We start from the raw sequence: 20,932 nt of genomic DNA, 5'->3' as shown, positions 1-20,932 counted from the left end.
GCGCTTTCTAGGATCGAACCCATGTTGCCAGCACGCGTTGCTGGCGGTGTTCAACCCCCAACAGCACACAGCGCCATGCATACCTTTGTCAGAACCTCCTGCGCCGCGGCGGTGGCCGCCACTGCCCTTCTTCTCAGCGCCTGCGGCGGAGGCAACGACGACGATCCCACGCCCAGCGACCAACTGGGCGTGCTGACCGTCACCGGCTCCACCGTGGACGGCCTCAACGGGGTGTATGGCGACGGCAACATCAACCTCACCGATGTGGACAAGAAGAACCCCATCGGCTCCTATCCCGAGGTGTGCACCTTCCGCTTCGACGGTGCCAACCGCGTGGGCGGCAGCGGCCAGGCGTTTGGCGACATCCGCTACCGGCCTGATGCCACGTCGGTGTACGAGGCCTTCTTCACCTTCATGGACCGCGAGTTCCGCGCCGACGACGGCTGGAGCGACGTGGCCGTGGTGCGCGACACCGATCGCATCCGCCTGGTCAACAAGACGCTGACGGCCACCGACGGCTCGGGCGCCCGGGTGACGGTATCAGGCGTGATCCCCATGCGGCCCAACCGCCCGTCGGGCTGCTGAGTACCGCTTCCTCCCGCTCTTTTACGGCTCTCTTTTGCTTACCCCTCGCCCCTACTACGGGGTTTGCCCCGGCCCGCTACGGCGCCGGGGCTCTTTTTTGCGCGTGTTGCGCACGTAGTGGATGGGACAATGCGGTCCATGACCGCCACCACCGACACCCTCACGATCACCCGCCCCGACGACTGGCACCTGCACGTGCGCGACGGGGAGCCGCTGCGCACCGTGGTGCCGCACACGGCCGCGCAGTTCGGCCGCGCCATCATCATGCCCAACCTGCGACCGCCGGTGACCACGGCGCAGCAGGCCGCTGAGTACAAGCAGCGCATCCTCGCCGCCGTTCCGGAGGGGGTGGCCTTCGAGCCGTTGATGACGCTCTACCTCACCGACAACCTGCCGCCCGACGAGATCGCGCGCGCCAGGGATGCGGGCGTGGTCGCCGCCAAGCTCTACCCCGCAGGCGCCACCACCAACAGCGACGCGGGCGTGACCGATCTGCGCAAGACCTACAAGACGCTGGAGGCCATGCAGAAGGCGGGTCTGCTGCTGCTGGTGCATGGCGAGGTGACCAGCAGCGACATCGACCTGTTCGACCGCGAGGCGGTGTTCCTCGAGCAGCAACTCATTCCGCTGCGCCGCGACTTCCCCGAACTGAAGATCGTCTTCGAGCACATCACCACGAAAGAGGCGGCGCAGTACGTGCAGGAGGCTGGCCGCTTCACGGCCGCCACCATCACCGCGCACCACCTGCTGTACAACCGCAACGCCATCTTCACCGGCGGCATCCGCCCGCACTACTACTGCCTGCCCGTGCTCAAGCGCGAGGTGCACCGCCAGGCGCTGGTGCAAGCGGCCACCAGCGGCAGCGACAAGTTCTTCCTGGGCACCGACAGCGCGCCGCACCCCGCGCACCTGAAGGAGCATGCCACCGGCTGCGCGGGCTGCTATACCGCGCACGCCGCCATCGAGATGTACGCCGAGGCCTTCGACAACGCGGGCGCGCTGGACAAGTTGGAAGGCTTTGCCAGCGTCCACGGACCGGCGTTCTACGGTCTGCCGCGCAACACGGGCACGGTCACGCTGCGCCGCGAGAGCTGGACGCCGCCCGACAGCTTCGCCTTCGGCGAAGCCGCGCTCAAGCCGCTGCGCGCGGGCGAGGCGCTGCCCTGGCGCCTGGTGGCATAAAAAGCGTCACAACCCACACAGGGGGAGGTCACCCATGGCGGAACGCCAATTGCGCATTGCGCTGCTGATCGACGCCGACAACGCGCCGGCCGACAAGATCGACGAGATCCTCACCGAACTGTCCACGCTGGGCGAGATCAACGTGCGCCGCGCCTACGGCAACTGGACCAAGTCCGGCCTGGGCGGCTGGCAGCAGCGGCTGCTGGAGTTCGCCATCCGGCCGATCCAGCAGTTCGACTATTCCAAGCGCAAGAACGCCACCGACATGGCGATGACGGTGGACGCGATGGAACTGCTCTATTCAGAGCGGCCCGACGCGTTCGGCCTCGTGTCGTCCGACGCTGACTTCACCCCCTTGGTCATGCACCTGCGGGCCAAGGGCTCGGCGGTGTACGGCTTTGGCGCCGCGCAGACGCCCAAGCCTTTCGTGAATGCCTGCTCGCGTTTCCTGTACCTGGAGTCGCTGGTCAGCGAGGAAGACGCCGAGGGAGCACCCCTGCCGGCGCAGCCCGAGGCCACGGCCGCGCCCGCGCAACCCGCCCCCGCCAAGACCGAGGATGTGCCCGCCCCCGGCGTGCCGCTGTGCCCCGCCACGCTGCGCGTGCCCACGGCCCAGCTGCGCCAGGACACGCGCCTCATGAACCTGCTGCGTGATGCCGTGCAGGCGTGCGCGGACGAAACCGGCTGGGCCCGCGTGGGCGCGGTGGGCACACAGATTGGCAACAAGACCTCGTTCGATGCCCGCAACTACGGCTATGCCTCACTGTCCAAGCTGCTGGCGGCCACGCAGGCCTTCGAGTTCCGCGACGAGGGCACCTCGCGCGTGGCCGTGCGCGACAAGCGCGCGGCGCGTGCTCCGGCCCCGCTCGTCGGTGGGCCGGCCAGCACGTGAGCGAACTCTCCGCCGCGCAGGCGTTGGCGGCCATCGACTGGCAACGCCCCTGGCTTGCGCCGCTGGCGGTTCTGGGGCTACAGGTGGCGGCGCGCGTGCAGGCCGGCGCCAGCGTGGCCGACGCGCTCAACGCTGCCATGGACTGCGCGGGGCTGGCGCCGGGTATTCGCTTCGCGCCGCAGCAGGCACTCCCAGTGGGCGAGGCCTATGAACAGTTCGTCCATGGCCAGCGCCGCGTGCCCACGCGCGACAACCTGCATGACTTCTTCAACGGCCTGATCTGGCTGCACTACCCGGCTACCAAGCGGCGTCTCAACGACTTGCAGGCCCGCGCCATCGCTGCGCAGGGCGTGGGCGCGGTGCGCGGGCCGCTGCGTGACGCGGTCACGGTGTTCGACGAGAACGGCGCCGTGCTGCTGGCGCCGCAACCTCTGTACGAAGCCCTGGCCGCGCGCGAGTGGCGCCGGCTGTGCGTGGAACTGCGCCCGCTGTGGCGGCAGGCGCGGCTGCTGGTCCTGGGCCATGCCCTGCTGGAAAAACTGGTTTCACCCCGAAAATCGATCACAGCGCACGTCTATCAAGCGCAGGCAGCTATCAAAAACGAAGCAATGGTGGACCAGGCGCTGGCGCGAGACCTCAGCGCGCCATGGCTCGCGGCCAAGCCGTTCAATCCCCTGCCGATTCTGGGGGTGCCGGGCTGGTGGCCCGAGAACGAGAACTTTTGCTTCTATGATGACTCCCTCGTTTTCCGCAGCGCGCGCGTCGCATAACGCAACCACAACAGGCGCACCCTTCGCTGCCCGCGCGGCTTGAAGCGCCGCGCTCCATCCCCAACTTGTTTTCTGCCCGCCGCGCCTGTCCGCGGCCTTACCGTCGCTTTCCACGGAGAAGCCATCGATGAAACGCATTGCGCTCTTTTTGCTGACCAACGTCGCCGTCGTGGTGGTGCTGGGCATCGTTGCCAGCCTGCTGGGGGTGAACCGCTACCTGACGGCCAACGGCCTGAACCTGGGCGCCCTGCTGGGCTTTGCCTTCATCATGGGTTTTGGCGGCGCCATCATCTCGCTCCTGATGAGCAAGCCCATCGCCAAGATGAGCATGGGCGTCACGATCATCAACGCGCCGCGCAACGGGGATGAGGCCTGGATCGTGGAGACCGTGCGGGCCTTCTCCGAAAAAGCCGGCATCCAGATGCCCGAGGTCGGCATCTACGAGGGCGAGCCCAATGCCTTCGCCACGGGCGCGTTCAAGAACTCGGCCCTGGTTGCCGTCTCCACGGGTCTCTTGCAGGGCATGACGCGCGAGGAGGTCGAGGCCGTGATCGGTCACGAGGTCGCGCACGTGGCCAATGGCGACATGGTCACCATGGCGCTGATCCAGGGCGTGATGAACACCTTCGTGGTGTTCCTGTCGCGCGTGATCGGCTACGCGGTGGACAGCTTCCTGCGCAGGAACGACGAGAACAGCTCGGGCCCCGGCATTGGCTACATGATCACCACCATCGTGCTGGACATCGTGCTGGGCTTCTTGGCTGCCATCATCGTGGCCTGGTTCTCGCGCCAGCGCGAGTTCCGCGCCGACGCCGGCGCCGCCCAGCTCATGGGGCGCAAGCAGCCCATGATCAACGCGCTGCACCGTCTGGGCGGCATGCGCCCGGGCGCCATGCCCCAGAGCCTGCAGGCCATGGGCATCACGGGCAACATCGGCAAGCTGTTCAGCTCGCACCCGCCCATCGAGGAGCGCGTGGCCGCACTGCAAAACAGCCAGAGCGCCTGATCCAGCGCACGGTCTTTACCTTCGCTTCACAAGCCCCTGTCAACAACCGGCAGGGGCTTTTGCGTTGTAAAGGCATGACTGCCAGGAATGCGCCATGACGATGAACTTCCCTGTTTCTCTGGGCATGCGCCGCGTGCTGCCAGCCGTGGCGCTGGCCAGCGCCATCGCGGCACTGACCGGCTGCGTGGTGGCGCCGGCGTATCCCGTCGTGCCGCAGGGCGAGGTGGTATATGCGCCGGCGCCCCCGCCGCCGCTGCGCACCGAGGTGATTCCTGTCGCGCCCTCGCCGGTGCATGTGTGGATCAACGGTTACTGGGGTTGGGGTGGCGGGCGCTATGCATGGACGCCGGGCTACTGGGCCGTGCCGCCGCACCGCGGCCACGTGTGGCACCCCTACCGCTGGCAACAGGGCCCGCAGGGCTGGTACCGCGGCGGCGGGCGCTGGGGGCCGCGCTGAACCCGACCGGCGATCAACCGCCGGTCGCGGCTGCCTCTGGCGCCGCCTGCGGGGCGGGCGGCAGTGCACTGCGGCCGGCCTTGGCCAACAGGAAGTCGATGCAGGTGCGTACCGCGCGCGTCTGGTGCCGGTTGGGCATGTACAGCAGGTACATGTGGGTGCCGAAGATGCTCAGCCGGTAGTCCTGCAGCGTGGTCAGCACCTCGCCGCTGGCGATCTTGTCCTGCACCACATAGTCCGGCACCACGCCCACGCCCAAGCCCGCCAACACACCCTGGCGCAGGAAGGGAAAGTGCTCTGAGATCAGCGTGGGCTCCAGCATCACCTCTTGCCGCTCCAGCCCCTGGTAGGCCGCCAGGCGCAACTGGCGCCCCATCACGCCGGCGGTGATCACCGGGGCATTGCGCAGCTCCAGCAGCGTGCGCGGCAGGCCGTGGCGGGCGGCGTAGTCCAGCGATGCGCAGGCCACATAGCGCACGTCGCCCAGGCTGCGCGCCACCACCGACAGCGGCGGCTCCTGGATCACGCGGATGGCGATGTCCACCTCGTCGCGCAGGTTGTCGGCGCGGTTCTCGAACAGCACGTCCAGCACGATGCCCGGGTACAGCTGCTTGAACTCGATCATCCAGTCGCTCATCACCATCTGGCCGTAGCCGCTGGGCACGCTGATGCCCACGCGCCCGCGCAGCTCCTGGCCCAGGCTGGTGATGGTCTCCTGTGCGGCGGCCAACTCGTTGCGCACATTGCGGCCATGTTCATACAGGCGCAGCCCCACCTCGGTGGGCTCCACGCGGCGCGTGGTGCGCTTGACCAGCTGCACGCCCAGCGACTTCTCCAGCTGCGCCAGGTGGTAGCTGACGTTGGCGCGGGTCATCTTCAGCTTGCGCGCGGCCTGGCTCAGGTTGCCGCTGTCCACGATCTCCACCAGCAGGGTCAGGGCATTCAGGTCCATGTCAGGCTCCGGTGGAAGGTAGGTGTTTGTTCAAAAAGATTTGACGCTCTGTCAATTTGGCTGTGGATTGTAAAGAACCATTATCAGAACAAAAATGCGACTTTTCCGTTACGAGACACCGGAGACGTACGCATGAGCCCTGCCGCCCAGGCCCCTGAAGTCCAGACCCGCCGCGAAGGCGCGGTGCTGGTGGTCAGCATCAACAACCCGCCCGTCAATGCCTTGGGGCAGGCGGTGCGCGCCGGCCTGCTGGCCGCGGTGGAGCAGGCCGAGGGCGATGCCGCCGTGCGCGCCCTGCTGATCGTGGGCGAGGGCAAGGCCTTCATCGCCGGTGCCGACATCCGCGAGTTCGGCAAGCCCCCGGTGCCGCCGTCGCTGCCCGAGGTGTGCAACCGCTTGGAGTCCTGCGGCAAGCTGGTGGTCGCCGCCATCCACGGCGCCGCGCTGGGCGGCGGGCTGGAAGTGGCGCTGTCTGCGCACTACCGCCTGGCCTTGCCCGCGGCCAGCCTGGGCCTGCCCGAGGTGAACCTGGGCCTGCTGCCCGGCGCCGGCGGCACCCAGCGCGCGCCGCGCCTGATGGGCGTGAAGGCGGCAGCCGAACTGATGCTCAGCGGCAAGCATTTGAGCGCCAAGGCCGCCGCGGCGGCGGGCCTGGTGGACCGACTGGTCGAAGGCACCGACCCCGTGGCCGCCGGCCTGGCCTACGCCAACGAGCTGCTGGCCCAGGGCGCGCAGCCGCGCCGCACGCGGGACCTGAAGATTGCCGACCAGGCCGCCGCGCGGGCCGAGCTGGACGCGCTGGCGCTTGAGACCGCCAAGAAGACACGCGGCCTGTTCTCGCCCGGCAAGATCGTGGAATGCGTGCGAGCCGCTGTGGAGCTGCCGTTCGACGAGGGCATCGCCAAGGAGCGCGCGCTGTTCGTCGAATGCCTGAACAGCCCGCAGCGCCAGGGCCTGGTGCACGCGTTCTTCGCCGAGCGCGAGACCGCCAAGATCCCCGAGGCGCAGGCCGCCGCGCCGCGCCACTTCGCCAAGATCGCCATCATCGGCGGCGGCACCATGGGCGCGGGCATCACCGTGTCCGCGCTGGACGCCGGCCTCACCGTGACCATGATCGAGCGCGACGCCGAATCCATCGCGCGCGGCCAGAAGAACGTCGAGAAGGTCTACGACGGCCTGATCGCCAAGGGCCGCATGACCGCGGAAGGCAAGGCCGCCATCCTGGCGCGCTACACGCCCAGCACCCGCTACGACGACATCGCCGATGTGGACCTGGTGATCGAGGCCGTGTTCGAGGACCTGGAGGTCAAGAAGGCCGTGTTCAAGGAGCTGGACCGCGTCTGCAAGCCGGGCGCGGTGCTGGCCACCAACACCTCGTACCTGGACATCGACGCGATTGCCGCCGCCACCTCGCGCCCGCAGGATGTGATCGGCCTGCATTTCTTCAGCCCGGCGAACATCATGAAGCTGCTGGAGATCGTGGTGCCCGCCAAGGTGGCGCCCGACGTGGTGACCACCGCCTTCGCGCTGGCCAAGAAGATGAAGAAGGTGCCCGTGCGCGCCGGCGTGTGCGACGGCTTCATCGGCAACCGCATCCTGGCCGTGTACAAGCAGGCGGCTGACTACCTGATGGAAGACGGCGCCAGCCCCTACGAGATCGACGAGGCCGTGCGCGGCTTCGGCTTTGCGATGGGTCCGTTCCAGGTGACCGACCTGGCCGGTGGCGACATCGGCTGGGCCACGCGCAAGCGGCGCGCCGCCACGCGCGACCCCCAGGCCCGCTACGTCGAGGTGGCCGACCGCGTCTGCGAGCGCGGCTGGTTTGGCCAGAAGACCGGCCGGGGCTTTTACCTCTACCCGCAGGGCGCCCGCGTGGGCCAGCCCGACCCCGAGGTGCTGGCCATCGTGGACGCCGAGCGCGCCAAGAAGGGCATCACGCCGCGCCAATTCACGGCCGACGAGATCATGCGCCGCTACATGGCCGCCATGGTCAACGAAGGCGCCAAGGTGGTGCAAGAGGGCATTGCCCTGCGCCCGCTGGATGTGGACGTGACCTTCCTGTCCGGCTACGGTTTTCCGCGCTGGCGCGGCGGCCCGATGAAGTGGGCCGACATGACGGGCCTGGACAAGGTGCTGGCCGACATCCGCGCCTTCGCCAAGGAAGACCCGCTGTTCTGGAAGCCCGCGCCGCTGCTGGAACAGCTGGTGGCCGAGGGCCGCAACTTCGACAGCCTGAACAAGGCAGCTTGATTCTCTGGCCGATTATCAAAAACAGGAGCTGCCAGCGCTTGTCATTCAAAGGTTTCAATGGGTTTTCATTCTTGAAGGCCCGTTGAACAAGCGCTAGCAGCTATCAAAAACACAGCATCCCGAGACACCCAGGAGACCCGCCATGCGCGAAGCCGTCATCGTTTCCACCGCCCGCACGCCGCTCACCAAGTCGCACCGCGGCGAATTCAACCAAACCCCGGGCGCCCAGTTGGGGGCCTTCTCGGTGCAGGCCGCCGTGCAGCGCGCCGGCATCGACCCCGGCCTGATCGAAGACCTGGTCTGGGGCTGTGGCTACCCCGAGGGCACCACCGGCCGCAACATCGGCCGCCAGACTGCGCTGCGCGCCGGCCTGCCGGTGACGGTGGGCGGCACGGTGATCAACCGCTTCTGCTCCTCGGGCCTGCAGGCGATCGCCGTGGCCGCAGGCCGCATCGTGCTGGAGGGCGTGCCGGCCATGGTCGCCGGCGGCGTGGAGAGTATCTCGCTCATGAACCCCGCCGGCCGCAGCGGCGCCTCGCACCTGGACCCCTGGTTGGTGGAGCACAAGCCCGCGCTGTTCATGGAGATGATCGACACCGCCGACGTGGTGGCCCAGCGCTATGGCATCACGCGCGAGGACCAGGACGCGTTTTCGCTGCAAAGCCAGCAGCGCACGGCGGCCGCGCAGGCCAGCGGCGTGTTCGACAACGAGATCGTGCCCTGCGCCACCACCATGGCCGAGAAGAACAAGGAAACCGGCGAGGTGACCTACCGCGAGGTGGTCGCCACCATGGACAACTGCAACCGCCCCGGCACCACGCTCGAAGGCTTGGCCAAGCTGGAGCCCGTGAAGGGCGCGGGCAAGTTCGTCACCGCGGGCAATGCCTCGCAGCTGTCCGACGGCTCGGCCGCCTGCGTGATGATGGAAGCCAAAGAGGCCGAGCGCCGCGGCTTGCAGGCCCTGGGCGCCTTCCGCGGATTTGCGGTGGCGGGCTGCGAGCCCGACGAGATGGGCATCGGCCCCGTGTTCGCCGTGCCGCGTCTGCTGGAGCGTGCGGGCCTGAAGGTCGAAGACATCGCCCTGTGGGAGCTGAACGAGGCCTTTGCCTCTCAGGCCCTGTACTGCCAGCGCCAGCTCGGCATACCCATGGAGCGGCTGAACGTCAACGGCGGCGCGATTTCCATCGGCCACCCGTTCGGTATGACGGGCGCGCGGCTGGCCGGCCACGTCTTGCTGGAAGGCCAGCGCCGCAAGGCCAAGGACCCGTCCGTGAAATGGGCCGTGGTGACCATGTGCATCGGCGGCGGCCAGGGCGCGGCCGGGCTGTTTGAAATTTTCTGAAGAGACTCCCATGGATCTGCAATTCACCCCCGAGGAGCAGGCATTTCGCGACGAAGTGCGTGCGTTCCTGAAAGACAAGCTGCCCGCGCGCATCGCCGCCAAGGTCAAGGCCGGCCAGCGCCTGACCAAGGAAGACCAGGAGGAATGGCACGCCATCCTCAACGAGCGCGGCTGGCTGGCCAACCATTGGCCCCAGGAGCACGGCGGCCCCGGCTGGGGCGCGGTGCAGAAGTTCATCTTCGACACCGAATGCGCGCTGGCCGGCGGCCCGCGCATCGTGCCGTTTGGCGTGAACATGCTCGGCCCGGTGCTGATCAAGTACGGCAACGAGCAGCAAAAGAAGTACTGGCTGCCCCGCATCCTGAAGGGCGATGACTGGTGGTGCCAGGGCTATTCGGAGCCTGGCGCGGGCTCGGATCTGGCCTCGGTCAAGACCACGGCCGTGCGAGTCACTGACGAAACAGGCGACCACTACATCGTCAACGGGCAGAAGACCTGGACCACCCAGGGCCAGCACGCCAACATGATCTTCTGCCTGGTGCGCACCAACAAGGAAGCCAAGGCGCAGGCCGGTATCAGCTTCCTGCTGGTGGACATGACGGCGCCCGGCGTGGAGCTGCGCCCCATCCGCACGCTGGACGGCGACAAGGAAGTCAACGAGGTGTTCTTCACCGATGTGAAGGTGCCCGTGGAAAACCTGGTCGGCGAAGAGAACAAGGGCTGGACCTACGCCAAGTACCTGCTGACGTATGAGCGCACCGGCATCGCCGGCGTGGGCTTTTGCATCTCGGCGCTGGCCAAGCTCAAGGTCATCGCCGCCAAGGTGCACAAGAACGGCAAGCCTTTGAGCCAGGACCCGCTGTTCGCCGCGCGCATGGCGCGCGTGGAGATCGACCTGGAAAACATGAAGACCACCAACCTGCGCGTGATCGCCGCCGTGGCCGGCGGCGGCGTGCCCGGTGCGGAAAGCTCCATGCTGAAGATCCGCGGCACCGAGATCCGCCAGGAAATCCTGTCGCTGATCCGCCGCGCCATGGGGCCGTATGCCGTGCCCTACATCGACGAGGCCCAGTACGAGGGCTGGAACGAGGCGCCCGTGGGCGGCATCGACGAGGCCGCCACCGCCGCGGCCAGCTACTTCAACTACCGCAAGCTGTCGATCTTCGGCGGCTCCAACGAAATCCAGAAGAACATCATCTCCAAGATGATCCTGGGCCTGTGACCTGATCGCGCGGGAAGAAAAGCACATGAACTTCGCACACACCGAAGACCGCCGCATGCTGGCGGACACGCTCGGCCGCTTCGTCTCCGAGCAGTACGCCATCGAGGCGCGCAACCGCATCGCCTATGGCGACGAGGGCCACAGCCCGCAGCTGTATGCGCAGCTGGCCGAACTGGGCGCCATCGGCGCGCTGTTTCCCGAGTCCGAAGGCGGCTTTGGCGGCGCGGGCTTTGACATCAGCGTGGTGTTCGAGAGCCTGGGCCGCGGCCTGGTGGCCGAACCCCTGCTGGGCGCGCTGGTGGTGGGCCAGGCGCTGATTGCCGCGGGCAGCGACGCGCAGAAGGCGCGGCTGGAAGACCTCGTGGCCGGCACCGCCATCGCCGCGCTGGCGCATGACGAGCCCGGCGGCCACTACGAGCTGAACCGCGTGACCACCACTGCCGCACGCACGGCCAGCGGCTGGGAGCTGAACGGCGCCAAGGGCGTGGTCGCCTTCGGCGAAAAGGCCGACCTGCTGCTGGTCTCGGCACGCACGGCCTGCGGGCCGCTGGACGAGGCGGGCATCAGCCTGTTCCTGGTCGATGGCAATGCGGCCGGCATCGCCAAGCGCGCCTACAACCGCTTCGAGGGCGGCCGTGCGGCCGAACTCACCTTCAACAATGTGCAACTGCCGGCCGACGCGCTGCTGGGCGCCGAGGGCGAGGGCCACGCCGTGCTGCAGCACATCGCGGGCTATGCGCTGCTGGCGCTGGCGGCCGAGTCGCTGGGCGCGATGGACGTGGCCAAGGACCAGACGCTGGAATACCTGCGCACGCGCAAGCAGTTCGGCGTGGCCATCGGCACCTTCCAGGCCCTGCAGCACCGCATGGCCGACCTGCTGCTGGAAGTCGAGCAGGCGCGCTCGGCCGTGATCAACGCCGCCGACGCCATCGACAACGCCCAGGGGGCCGCGCGCGACCGGGCGCTGTCCGCCGCCAAGTACACCGTGGGCTACGTGGGCACGCAGGTGGCCGAGGAGAGCATCCAGCTGCACGGCGGCATCGGCATGACCTGGGAACTGCCGCTGGCGCACTACGCCAAGCGCCTGGTGATGATCGACCACCAGTTTGGCGACGAGGACCACCACCTGCAGCGCTTCATGGCCCTGGCGGCCTGAGGCGGGTCTCTGGAACCCCTTCTTTGCTGAAAGAGGGGGTTAAGCATAAAAATAGCCACGAGCCATTGCGCATCAAGCGCGGATAGCTACAAAATAAATAGCATAGGAGATGCCCGTGACCGACAAAACCCTGGATGGCGCGCCAGACGGCGTCCTGCGCACCCGCCGCGAAGGCGCGGTGCTCGTGTTGTCCCACAACAATGTGGCGGCGCGCAATGCGTTGTCGCCCGCGTTCTATGCCGCCGTCACCCAGGCCCTGGTGGACGCGGTGGCAGACCCCACCATCGGCGCCGTGGTGCTGACCGGTGAGGGCGGGCACTTCTGCGCAGGCGGCGATCTGCGCCAGTTGGCCAAGCGCCGGGAGCTGCCCATCGCGGAGCGCCGCGCCAAGCTGGAAGGCCTGCACGACCTGATCCGCGCCGTGCGCGACTGCCCCAAGCCCGTGATCGCCGCGGTCGAGGGCGCGGCCGCGGGCGCCGGCCTGTCGCTGGCGCTGGCCTGCGACATGCTGGTGGCGGCAAAGAACGCGGTGTTCTCCGTGGCCTACGTCAAGGTGGGCCTCACGCCCGATGGCGGCGCCACGGCTTTCCTGGCCGAGTTCGTCTCGCGCCAGGTGCTGACCGAGCTGTGCCTGACGGGTGAGCGCATCAGCGGCGAGCGCATGCACCAGCTCGGCCCGGTGAACAGGCTGTCCGAGCCCGGCCAGGCACTGGCCGATGCGGTGGCGCTGGCCGCGCAGGTGGCCAGCGGCCCCGCGTGGACCATGGCCCGCATCAAGGAGCTGTGCCGCGCCGCGCCGCGCACCACGCTGGAGCAGCAGCTGGAGCTGGAGGCGCAGTGCATGGTGCGCGCGCAGGAGACCGCCGAATCGCGCGAGGGCATCGGGGCCTTTCTGGAAAAGCGCGCACCCGACTACACGAAACTGCGCGGCGCGCACTGATTTTCGTATTGGCCGATATCCAAGGAGACAAGCCCATGGCATCCAACGCACCGACCCACGACATCGACTTTCCGCTCGACGGCGTGAGGGTGCTTGATCTTTCCCGCGTGTTCGCCGGGCCGCTGTGCGGCCAGGTACTGGCGGACCTGGGGGCCGAGGTCATCAAGGTGGAGCACCCGGGCCGCGGCGACGATACCCGCGACTGGGGCATGCGCATCGGCAAGACCGAGACCACCTACTACAACAGCATGAACCGCAACAAGCGGTCCATCACCCTCGACCTGCAAAGCCCCGAGGGGCTGAAGATCGTCCACGAGCTGCTGCCGCAGTGCGACGTGGTGATCCACAACTTCAAGACCGGCGGCGCCGAGAAGCTGGGCCTGGGCTACGAGCAGCTCAAGGCCCTCAAGCCCGACCTCATCTACTGCGCCGTGGCCGGCTACGACACCAGCGGCCCCGAGGCCAAGCGCCCCGGCTACGACCTGGTGATCCAGGGCGAGACCGGCCTCATGGCGCTCAACGGCGAGGCGGGCACGCCGCCGCTGAAGTTCGGTGTCGCCGTGGTGGACCTGATGACCGGCATGTACGCCGGCCAGGCCGTGCTGGCGGCGCTGTTCCAGCGCAGCAGAACGGGGCGCGGGCGCCTGATCGAGATGGCGCTGTACGACTGCGGCCTCACCATCACCGGCTACTACGGCCTGGACGCGCTCAAGCTCGGCCACGACCCCGAGCGCTACGGCAACGCCCACCCGTCCATCGTGCCGTACGGCATGTACGAGTCCGCTGACGGCCCGCTGATCATTGCGGTGGGCAACAACGCGCAGTTCGATAAGTTCTGCCGCCAGGTGATCGAGCGGCCCGACATCGTCGAGGACCCGCGCTTTGCCACCAACGTGAACCGCGCCAAGCACCGGCTGGAGCTGGGTCCCATGCTCAAGGAGCTGATCGCCACCTTACCGCGCGACCTGCTGCTGCAGCGCCTGACCGCGGCCGGCATCCCCTGCGGCAAGGTGGCAGGCCTGCACGAAGCGCTGACCAGCGAGCGCACGCGCCGCGGCCGCCTGGTGCAGGACATGCCGCACCCCGTCGAGGGCACCACGCCGGTGTTCGCACCGCCGTACCGGCTGGACGGCCAGCGCCTGCCGATCCGCAATGCCCCGCCCACGCTGGGAGAGGGCACGCGTGAGGTCTTGCACCGGCTGCTGGCGCTCAGCGATGAGCAGCTGCAGGCCTTGCAGGCGCAGGGCGTGCTGACGCTGCCGCCGCAGTGAGCTATCTAAAAGATAGCTGCCAGCGCTTGATGGGTAAGCGCTGGAACCATTTTTTATTCTAGGAGACGTCATGAAATTTTCTGCAATCACCCGCCGCACCGCACTGGCCCTGGCCGCCGCGCCCCTGCTCGCCAGTGTGGCCGGCGGAGCCATGGCGCAGGCCGCCTGGCCCGACAAGATGGTCAAGCTGATCGTCCCGTTCCCGGCGGGCGGACCCACCGACACGGCCTCGCGCATCGTGGGCCAGAAGCTGGCCGACCGCCTCAAGCAGCCCGTGGTGGTGGAGAACCGCGCGGGTGCCTCCGGCTCGATCGCTGCCGCACAGGTCGCCAAGAGTCCGGCCGACGGCTACACGCTGATGATGCTGGCCACCCCCACGCTGCTGGCGCCGCATCTGTACAAGAAGGCGGGCTACGACACGGTGAAGGACTTCACCCCCGTGGCCATGGTGTACGACCTGCCCATCGTGGTCGTGGTGAACCCCACGCAGCTGCCTAACGTGACCGACCTGGGCTCGCTCATCCAGCATGCCAAGGCGCAGAAGGTGCCGATGAACTACACCAGCTCGGGCACGGGCAGCTTCGGCCACCTGAGCATGGAACTGCTCAAGCAGATGGGCGGCTTCGACATGCAGCACGTGCCCTACAAGGGCAGCGCCCCTGCCATCACCGACACCATCGGCGGCCAGGTGCCCGTGATGTACTCGGACCTCATCGCCGCACTGCCGCACATCCAGGCCGGCAAGCTGCGCGCCATCGCCGTGGGCTCGCCCCAGCGCGTGGGCGTGGTGCCCGATGTGAAGACCATTGCCGAGCAAGGCTTCAAGGGCTACGAGGCCGTGTCCTGGGGCGGCCTGGTGGCGCCCTCGGGCACGCCCAAGGCCGTCGTGGACCGCGTGGCCCATGAGGTGCGCCAGATCCTGGCCGAGAAGGAAGTGCAGGACCGCCTGCTGGGCGCCGGGGCCATTGCCCATTTCATGGACCCCGCCCAGATGGGCCAGCGCGTGCAGCAGGACTACACCCGCTGGGGCCAGGTGATCCGCGACAAGGGCATCGCCAACGACTGAGCGAGCGTGCCATGAAGACCCGCATCACCGAGCTCTTCGGCATAGAGCACCCGATCCTCCAGGGCGGCATGCACCACGTGGGGTATGCCGAGCTGGCCGCAGCCGTCTCCAATGCCGGCGGGCTGGGCATCATCACCGGCCTGACGCAGAAGACGCCCGAGTTGCTGGCGCAGGAGATCGCACGCTGCCGCACGATGACCGACAAACCGTTTGGCGTGAACCTCACGTTCCTGCCGTCGGTGAATCCACCCGACTACCCGGGCTATGTGAAGGCGATCATCGAGGGCGGCGTGAAGATCGTCGAGACGGCAGGCAACAACCCGCAGAAGTGGATGCCCGCGCTGAAGGAGGCCGGCATCAAGGTCATCCACAAGTGCACCTCGGTGCGCCACGCGCTCAAGGCCGAGTCCATCGGCTGCGACGCGATCAGCGTGGACGGCTTTGAATGCGGCGGCCACCCGGGCGAGGACGACATTCCCAACTTCATCCTGCTGCCGCGCGCGGCCGAAGAACTCAAGATCCCCTTCGTCGCCTCGGGCGGCATGGCCGATGGGCGCAGCCTGGTGGCTGCGCTGGCGCTTGGCGCTGAGGGCATCAACATGGGCACGCGTTTCATCGCCACCCAGGAAGCGCCGGTGCACGAGAACGTCAAGCAGGCGATCGTTGCGGCCTCCGAACTGGATACGCGGCTCATCATGCGCCCGCTGCGCAATACCGAGCGCGTGCTCACCAACAGCGCCACCGAGCGCGTGCTGGACAAGGAGCGCGCACTGGGCGCCGCCATCACCTTCGCGGACATTGCGCCAGAGGTGGCCGGTGTCTACCCGCGCATCATGCAGCAGGGCGACATGCAGGCCGGCGTGTGGTCCTGCGGCATGGTTGCCGGGCTGATCCATGACGTGCCCACCGTGCAGCAGCTCATCGACTCCATCATGTCCCAGGCCGAAGCGCTGATCTCCCAGCGCCTGGCGGGCATGCTCCGATAACCCAGCAGAAAGAGACTTGTTATGAAAATCCTCGTCCCCGTCAAGCGCGTGGTGGACTACAACGTGAAGGTCCGGGTGAAGTCGGACGGCACGGGCGTAGACATCGCGAACGTGAAGATGAGCATGAACCCCTTTGACGAAATCGCCGTGGAAGAGGCGGTGCGGCTCAAAGAAAAAGGCGTGGCCACGGAAGTGATCGCGGTGAGCTGCGGCGTGGCGCAATGCCAGGAAACGCTGCGCACGGCGATGGCCATTGGCGCCGACCGCGGCATTCTGGTGGAAACCGATGCCGAGCTGCAACCCCTGGCCGTGGCCAAGCTGCTCAAGGCCCTGGTGGACAAAGAGCAACCGGGCCTGATCATCCTGGGCAAGCAAGCCATCGACGACGACGCCAACCAGACCGGCCAGATGCTGGCGGCCCTGGCCGACCTGCCCCAGGCCACCTTCGCCAGCAAGGTCGAAGTGGCCGGCGACAAGGTCAGCGTCACACGCGAAGTCGACGGCGGCCTGGAAACCCTGCAACTGACCACCCCGGCCGTCATCACCACCGACCTGCGCCTGAACGAGCCGCGCTACGTCACGCTGCCCAACATCATGAAGGCCAAGAAAAAGCCGCTGGACACCGTCAAACCCGAAGACCTCGGCGTGGACGTGGCCCCGCGCCTCAAGACCCTCAAGGTGGCCGAGCCCCCGAAGCGCGGCGCTGGCGTGAAAGTGCCCGACGTCGCCACGCTGGTGGACAAGCTCAAGAACGAAGCCAAGGTCATCTAAAGGCAGGACAGGAGAAACAACATGACCGTACTCGTCATTGCAGAACACGACAACGCCAGCCTCAAGGCCGCCACCCTGAACACCGTCACCGCCGCACTCGCCTGCGGGGGCGACGTGCACGTGCTCGTAGCCGGTGAAGGCGCGCAGGCCGCCGCCCAGGCCGCCTCCCAAATCGCCGGCGTCGCCAAAGTCCTGCACGCCGACGGCGCCAGCCTGAAGGACGGCCTGGCCGAGAACCTGGCCGCCCAGGTGCTGCAGATTGCCGGCAACTACAGCCACATCCTGTTCCCGGCCACCGCCAGCGGCAAGAACGTCGCCCCGCGTGTGGCCGCCAAGCGGGACGTGGCGCAGATCAGCGACATCACCAAAGTGATCTCCGCCGACACCTTCGAGCGCCCCATCTACGCGGGCAACGCCATCGCCACCGTGCAAAGCGCGGACAGCGTCAAGGTCATCACCGTGCGCGGCACCGGCTTTGACGCGGCGCCCGCCACGGGCGGCAGCGCCGCGGTGGAAACCACCGCCGCCGTGGCCGACGCCGGCAAGAGCAGCTTTGCCGGACGTGAAGTCACCAAGAGCGACCGGCCCGAGCTCACCGCCGCCAAGATCATCGTCTCGGGCGGCCGGGCGCTGGGCAGCAGCGAGAAGTTCAACGAAGTCATGACCCCGCTGGCGGACAAGCTGGGCGCGGCCATTGGCGCCAGCCGCGCAGCGGTGGACGCGGGCTACGCCCCGAACGACCTGCAGGTGGGGCAAACGGGCAAGATCGTGGCACCGCAGCTGTACATCGCGGCGGGGATCTCGGGGGCGATCCAGCACCTTGCAGGGATGAAGGACAGCAAGGTGATCGTGGCGATCAACAAAGACCCGGAGGCGCCGATCTTTGCGGTGGCCGACTATGGGCTGGAGGCCGATCTGTTCCAGGCCGTGCCGGAGATGGCCTCGCGCCTGTGACCTGCCTTGGCGCGGCGCAGGGCGCCCGGCGCAGCCGCGCTTTCGTTCGTCCGGCGGGAGCACCCGCGCCCGCAAGAACCCTGCTGGGGACTTCGTCGAGAGCCATGCAGGCATGCGGAGTCACCGCGTGCACCCGACGATGGTCTCGGTGCCTCGCGGTGCGCGGCCTTGGGACAGGGCAGGGGGCCGAAGCTCAGGCCGCCCCGCCCGAGCCGCGCGTGCCCGAGGAGGGCAGCGGCAGGCCCAGCATGGCACAGGCCACGGCTTCGCCGACCTTGATGCCGTCCACGCCGGCCGAGAGGATGCCGCCCGCGTAGCCCGCGCCCTCGCCGGCGGGGTACAGGCCGGCGGTGTTCAGGCTCTGGAAGTCGTCACCGCGGCCGATGCGCAGCGGCGACGAGGTGCGCGTTTCCACGCCGGTCAGCACCGCGTCGTGCATGTCGTAGCCACGGATCTTGCGGCCGAAGGCGGGCAGGGCCTCGCGCATGGCCTCGGTGGCGAAGGCGGGCAGGGCGTCGTCCATGCCGACCAGCGTGACGCCGGGCTTGTACGAGGGCTGCACGTCCCCCAGCGCGGTGGATGCGCGGCGCGCCAGAAAATCGCCCACGCGCTGCGCCGGGGCGTTGTAGTTGCCGCCGCCCAGGCGGTAGGCGTTCGACTCCAGCTGGCGCTGCAGAACGATACCGGCCAGCGGGTGCACCTGCCCGGTGGGCAACGTGTCCACGCCGTGGGCTGCGCCCAGCGCGGCCTCGAAGGCCGCGGGGTCGCGCGGATAGTCCTGCGGGTCTACACCCACCACCATGCCGGCGTTGGCGTTGCGCTCGGCGCGCGAATACTGGCTCATGCCGTTGGTGACCACGCGCCCGGGCTCGCTGGTGGCGGCCACCACGGTGCCGCCGGGGCACATGCAGAAGCTGTACACGGTGCGCCCATGGCTGGCGTGATGCACCAGCTTGTAGTCGGCCGCGCCCAGCAGCGGGTGGCCCGCATGCTTGCCCCAGCGCGCGCGGTCGATCACGCTCTGCGGATGCTCGATGCGCACGCCCACGGAGAACGGCTTGGCCTCCATGGACACGCCGTGCGTGTGCAGCATGGCGAAGCTGTCGCGCGCGCTGTGGCCCAGGGCCATGACCACGTGATCGGCGCGCAGCTCCTGCACTGCGCCGCTGGCCAGATCGCGCACGCGCAGGCCGCGCAGGTGGCGCCGGCCGGCGGTGTCGGTTTCGATGATCACGTCGTCCACACGCTGCTCGAAGCGCACCTCGCCGCCCAGCGCGATGATCTGTGCGCGCAGCGACTCCACCACCTTCACCAGCTTGAAGGTGCCGATGTGCGGGTGGGCCACGTACAGGATCTCGGGCGGGGCGCCCGCTGCGACGAATTCCTCCATCACCTTGCGGCCCAGGTGGCGCGGGTCCTTGATCTGGCTGTAGAGCTTGCCGTCACTGAAGGTGCCGGCGCCGCCTTCGCCGAACTGCACGTTGGACTCGGGGTTCAGTTCGCGCTTGCGCCACAGGCCCCAGGTGTCTTTGGTGCGCTCGCGCACGGGCTTGCCGCGCTCCAGCACGATGGGCCGGAACCCCATCTGCGCCAGCACCAGCGCCGCGAAGATGCCGCAGGGCCCGAAGCCCACCACCACCGGGCGCTGTGCGGGCGCATCGCCAGCGCAGCCCACCGGGTGCCAGGCCATGTCGGGCGTGGGCTGGATGTGCGGGTGGCCGGTATGGCGTGCCAGCAGGGCGCCGGCCTGGGACGCGTCCGCGAGCTGCAGGTCCAGGATGTACACCGCCATCAGGTCGGCCTTGCGCGCGTCGAAGCTGCGCTTGTGCACGTGCAGGGCGGCGATGGCAGACTCGGGCACGCCCAGCACCTGTGCGGCCTGGGCGCGCAGCAGGGCGTCGGGGTGGGTGTCGGCGTCGTAGGCGCCGGCGGGCAGGGCTGCCAGCGGCAGCTTGATTTCGGAGAGGCGGATCATGGGGTGCGGCCCGTGACTATCGGGCGGTGCCAAAGAGGAGGGCGATCATAAGGGAGCGCCGCACGGTCATGACCGGTGAGGAGAACTCAAATTGCTATTGTATTAATAGCTGCTCGCGCTTGTCTGAAAAGCGCTAGGGGCTGATTTTGCTTGAGAACTGGTGGTCGGCTGATGCCGCCGCCACCACAGCTCGGTCGCCAGCAGGGCCAGCGCCGCGGGCGCGAGCGGTGCGAAGTAGTACACCGCGCGGAAGGCCAGCACCACGGCCAGCGCCTGGCTCACGGGCAGGTGCACGGCCAGCACGGCCGTACCCACGGCCTCCAGCACACCCAGGCCGGCGGGGATGCGCGAGACCAGCCCGGCCACCGCGCCCAGCAGCACCGTGGCCAGCGCCGCGGCGTAGGGCACCTGCTGGCGCGCCAGCACCCACACGGACGCGGCCATTAACGCCCAGTGGGTGCACGACAGCACCAACTGCAGCAGCGCCACGCGCCAGGTCGGTAGCGGCAGGCGTCGCCCGCGCAGCATCAGCGGTCGGTGCCCGCCTCGCCGCGCGCACAGCGCCAGGTAGCCCAGCGCCACGCAGGCCAGCACCGTGCCCAACCAAGGGAGCTGGCCGCTGCCCATGCGCCAACCCTCGGGCAGCGGCGGTGTCCAGGCCCAGAACAGCGCACAGGCCAGCACGCAGTAGCCCAGCCAGTTGGTGGCGATGGACAGGCTGATCACCTGCGCGATCTGGCCCACGTCCAGGCCCTGTCGCGAATACAACCGGTAGCGCACCGAAGCGCCGCCGATCAGCGAGCCCAGGTTGAGCGTGAAGGGGTAGGCGATCAGCGTGACGCCCATGGTCCGGGCGGCGCCCAGCCCGTGGCGTACCACGTGGCGACCGAACAGGTCGAAGCACCCGTACACCAGGTGGCCGGCCCAGGCCAGGGCCGCGGCTGCGGCCAGCGTGGGCACAGGCAACGCGCGCAGCGCCTGCCATACGCTGGGCCAGTCCACCTGCAGGCCCTGGCGCACCAGCAGCCACACCACCAGAGCGGCCACCGCTGCCATGGCCACGCCGGCCAGCCAGCGCCAGCCCCGCAACCGGCGCCATCCGCTGCGGCGGCGGCGCGCGGTGTGGACAGGCGAAGTGGCAGGGCCGTGCATGGG

19 protein-coding genes are annotated in these 20,932 nt (G+C 68.4%); 16 read left to right on the top strand and 3 right to left on the bottom strand.

Annotated elements, in window-relative coordinates; genetic code table 11:
• Positions 1 to 75 precede the first annotated feature (75 nt).
• The 6 genes from DTPSY_RS15145 (at position 76) to DTPSY_RS15120 (ending at position 4,892) form a co-directional block, all read left to right on the top strand.
• Positions 76 to 585, top strand: coding sequence for a hypothetical protein (locus DTPSY_RS15145; protein ID WP_015914301.1), 510 nt, complete (start codon positions 76 to 78; stop codon positions 583 to 585).
• Between the two features lie 138 nt (positions 586 to 723).
• Positions 724 to 1,767, top strand: a complete 1,044-nt coding sequence (gene pyrC / locus DTPSY_RS15140; protein ID WP_041839081.1) for a dihydroorotase — start codon at positions 724 to 726, stop codon at positions 1,765 to 1,767.
• 34 nt (positions 1,768 to 1,801) lie between these two features.
• Entirely contained in the window at positions 1,802 to 2,659 is an 858-nt protein-coding gene (locus DTPSY_RS15135; RefSeq protein WP_015914299.1) for an NYN domain-containing protein, read from the top strand.
• Positions 2,656 to 3,429, top strand: coding sequence for a DUF3025 domain-containing protein (locus DTPSY_RS15130; protein WP_015914298.1), 774 nt, complete (start codon positions 2,656 to 2,658; stop codon positions 3,427 to 3,429). Before DTPSY_RS15135 ends, DTPSY_RS15130 begins: the two co-directional genes overlap by 4 nt.
• Positions 3,430 to 3,556: 127 nt before the next feature.
• Positions 3,557 to 4,435, top strand: coding sequence for a protease HtpX (gene htpX / locus DTPSY_RS15125; RefSeq protein WP_015914297.1), 879 nt, complete (start codon positions 3,557 to 3,559; stop codon positions 4,433 to 4,435).
• 94 nt (positions 4,436 to 4,529) lie between these two features.
• On the top strand, positions 4,530 to 4,892 hold the full coding sequence (locus DTPSY_RS15120) for a YXWGXW repeat-containing protein (protein ID WP_011806832.1): 363 nt from the start codon (positions 4,530 to 4,532) through the stop codon (positions 4,890 to 4,892).
• Positions 4,893 to 4,905: 13 nt separating this feature from the next.
• Here DTPSY_RS15120 and DTPSY_RS15115 read toward each other — a convergent pair whose 3' ends face one another.
• Positions 4,906 to 5,844 carry a LysR family transcriptional regulator gene (locus tag DTPSY_RS15115; protein ID WP_015914296.1) on the bottom strand — a complete coding sequence of 313 codons (939 nt, stop codon included), beginning with the start codon at positions 5,842 to 5,844 and terminating at the stop codon, positions 4,906 to 4,908.
• Between the two features lie 132 nt (positions 5,845 to 5,976).
• Here DTPSY_RS15115 and DTPSY_RS15110 point away from each other — a divergent pair, with 132 nt between their 5' ends.
• The 10 genes from DTPSY_RS15110 to DTPSY_RS15065 all read left to right on the top strand — a co-directional run bounded on the left by DTPSY_RS15110 (position 5,977) and on the right by DTPSY_RS15065 (position 17,802).
• Positions 5,977 to 8,094 (top strand): 3-hydroxyacyl-CoA dehydrogenase NAD-binding domain-containing protein, encoded by a 2,118-nt coding sequence (locus DTPSY_RS15110; RefSeq protein ID WP_015914295.1) that lies wholly within the window; start codon positions 5,977 to 5,979, stop codon positions 8,092 to 8,094.
• A 142-nt stretch (positions 8,095 to 8,236) separates the two neighbouring features.
• A complete protein-coding gene (locus tag DTPSY_RS15105) occupies positions 8,237 to 9,436 on the top strand; it encodes an acetyl-CoA C-acyltransferase (RefSeq protein WP_011806829.1) in 1,200 nt (399 codons plus the stop codon).
• Between the two features lie 10 nt (positions 9,437 to 9,446).
• The gene (locus tag DTPSY_RS15100; RefSeq protein WP_015914294.1) at positions 9,447 to 10,658 is read left to right on the top strand and encodes an acyl-CoA dehydrogenase family protein; all 1,212 of its coding nucleotides are present in this window, start codon (positions 9,447 to 9,449) and stop codon (positions 10,656 to 10,658) included.
• A 25-nt stretch (positions 10,659 to 10,683) separates the two neighbouring features.
• Positions 10,684 to 11,814 (top strand): acyl-CoA dehydrogenase family protein, encoded by a 1,131-nt coding sequence (locus tag DTPSY_RS15095; protein ID WP_015914293.1) that lies wholly within the window; start codon positions 10,684 to 10,686, stop codon positions 11,812 to 11,814.
• A 109-nt stretch (positions 11,815 to 11,923) separates the two neighbouring features.
• Complete coding sequence (locus DTPSY_RS15090; RefSeq protein WP_049760613.1) at positions 11,924 to 12,754, top strand: oxepin-CoA hydrolase, alternative type; 831 nt, start codon at positions 11,924 to 11,926, stop codon at positions 12,752 to 12,754.
• Between the two features lie 35 nt (positions 12,755 to 12,789).
• Positions 12,790 to 14,025 (top strand): CaiB/BaiF CoA transferase family protein, encoded by a 1,236-nt coding sequence (locus DTPSY_RS15085; protein ID WP_015914291.1) that lies wholly within the window; start codon positions 12,790 to 12,792, stop codon positions 14,023 to 14,025.
• A gap of 70 nt (positions 14,026 to 14,095) precedes the next feature.
• Positions 14,096 to 15,091: a Bug family tripartite tricarboxylate transporter substrate binding protein gene (locus tag DTPSY_RS15080; protein ID WP_011806824.1), complete on the top strand. Its 996-nt coding sequence runs from the start codon at positions 14,096 to 14,098 to the stop codon at positions 15,089 to 15,091.
• A gap of 11 nt (positions 15,092 to 15,102) precedes the next feature.
• Positions 15,103 to 16,077, top strand: a complete 975-nt coding sequence (locus DTPSY_RS15075) for an NAD(P)H-dependent flavin oxidoreductase (protein ID WP_015914290.1) — start codon at positions 15,103 to 15,105, stop codon at positions 16,075 to 16,077.
• A gap of 21 nt (positions 16,078 to 16,098) precedes the next feature.
• Entirely contained in the window at positions 16,099 to 16,848 is a 750-nt protein-coding gene (locus DTPSY_RS15070; protein WP_015914289.1) for an electron transfer flavoprotein subunit beta/FixA family protein, read from the top strand.
• 21 nt (positions 16,849 to 16,869) lie between these two features.
• A complete protein-coding gene (locus tag DTPSY_RS15065; protein WP_015914288.1) occupies positions 16,870 to 17,802 on the top strand; it encodes an electron transfer flavoprotein subunit alpha/FixB family protein in 933 nt (310 codons plus the stop codon).
• 193 nt (positions 17,803 to 17,995) lie between these two features.
• On the opposite strand, the gene DTPSY_RS15060 is transcribed toward DTPSY_RS15065, so the two are convergent.
• Together DTPSY_RS15060 and DTPSY_RS15055 are read right to left on the bottom strand one after the other, a co-directional pair.
• Entirely contained in the window at positions 17,996 to 19,777 is a 1,782-nt protein-coding gene (locus DTPSY_RS15060; RefSeq protein ID WP_015914287.1) for an NAD(P)/FAD-dependent oxidoreductase, read from the bottom strand.
• 102 nt (positions 19,778 to 19,879) lie between these two features.
• Positions 19,880 to 20,929 carry a lysylphosphatidylglycerol synthase transmembrane domain-containing protein gene (locus DTPSY_RS15055; RefSeq protein WP_015914286.1) on the bottom strand — a complete coding sequence of 350 codons (1,050 nt, stop codon included), beginning with the start codon at positions 20,927 to 20,929 and terminating at the stop codon, positions 19,880 to 19,882.
• Positions 20,930 to 20,932: the final 3 nt, after the last annotated feature.

Origin of the sequence: [Acidovorax] ebreus TPSY (genome assembly GCF_000022305.1) — a bacterium.
Classification (GTDB): domain Bacteria; phylum Pseudomonadota; class Gammaproteobacteria; order Burkholderiales; family Burkholderiaceae_C; genus Diaphorobacter; species Diaphorobacter nitroreducens.
This window is presented reverse-complemented; position numbering and strand designations above follow the sequence as displayed.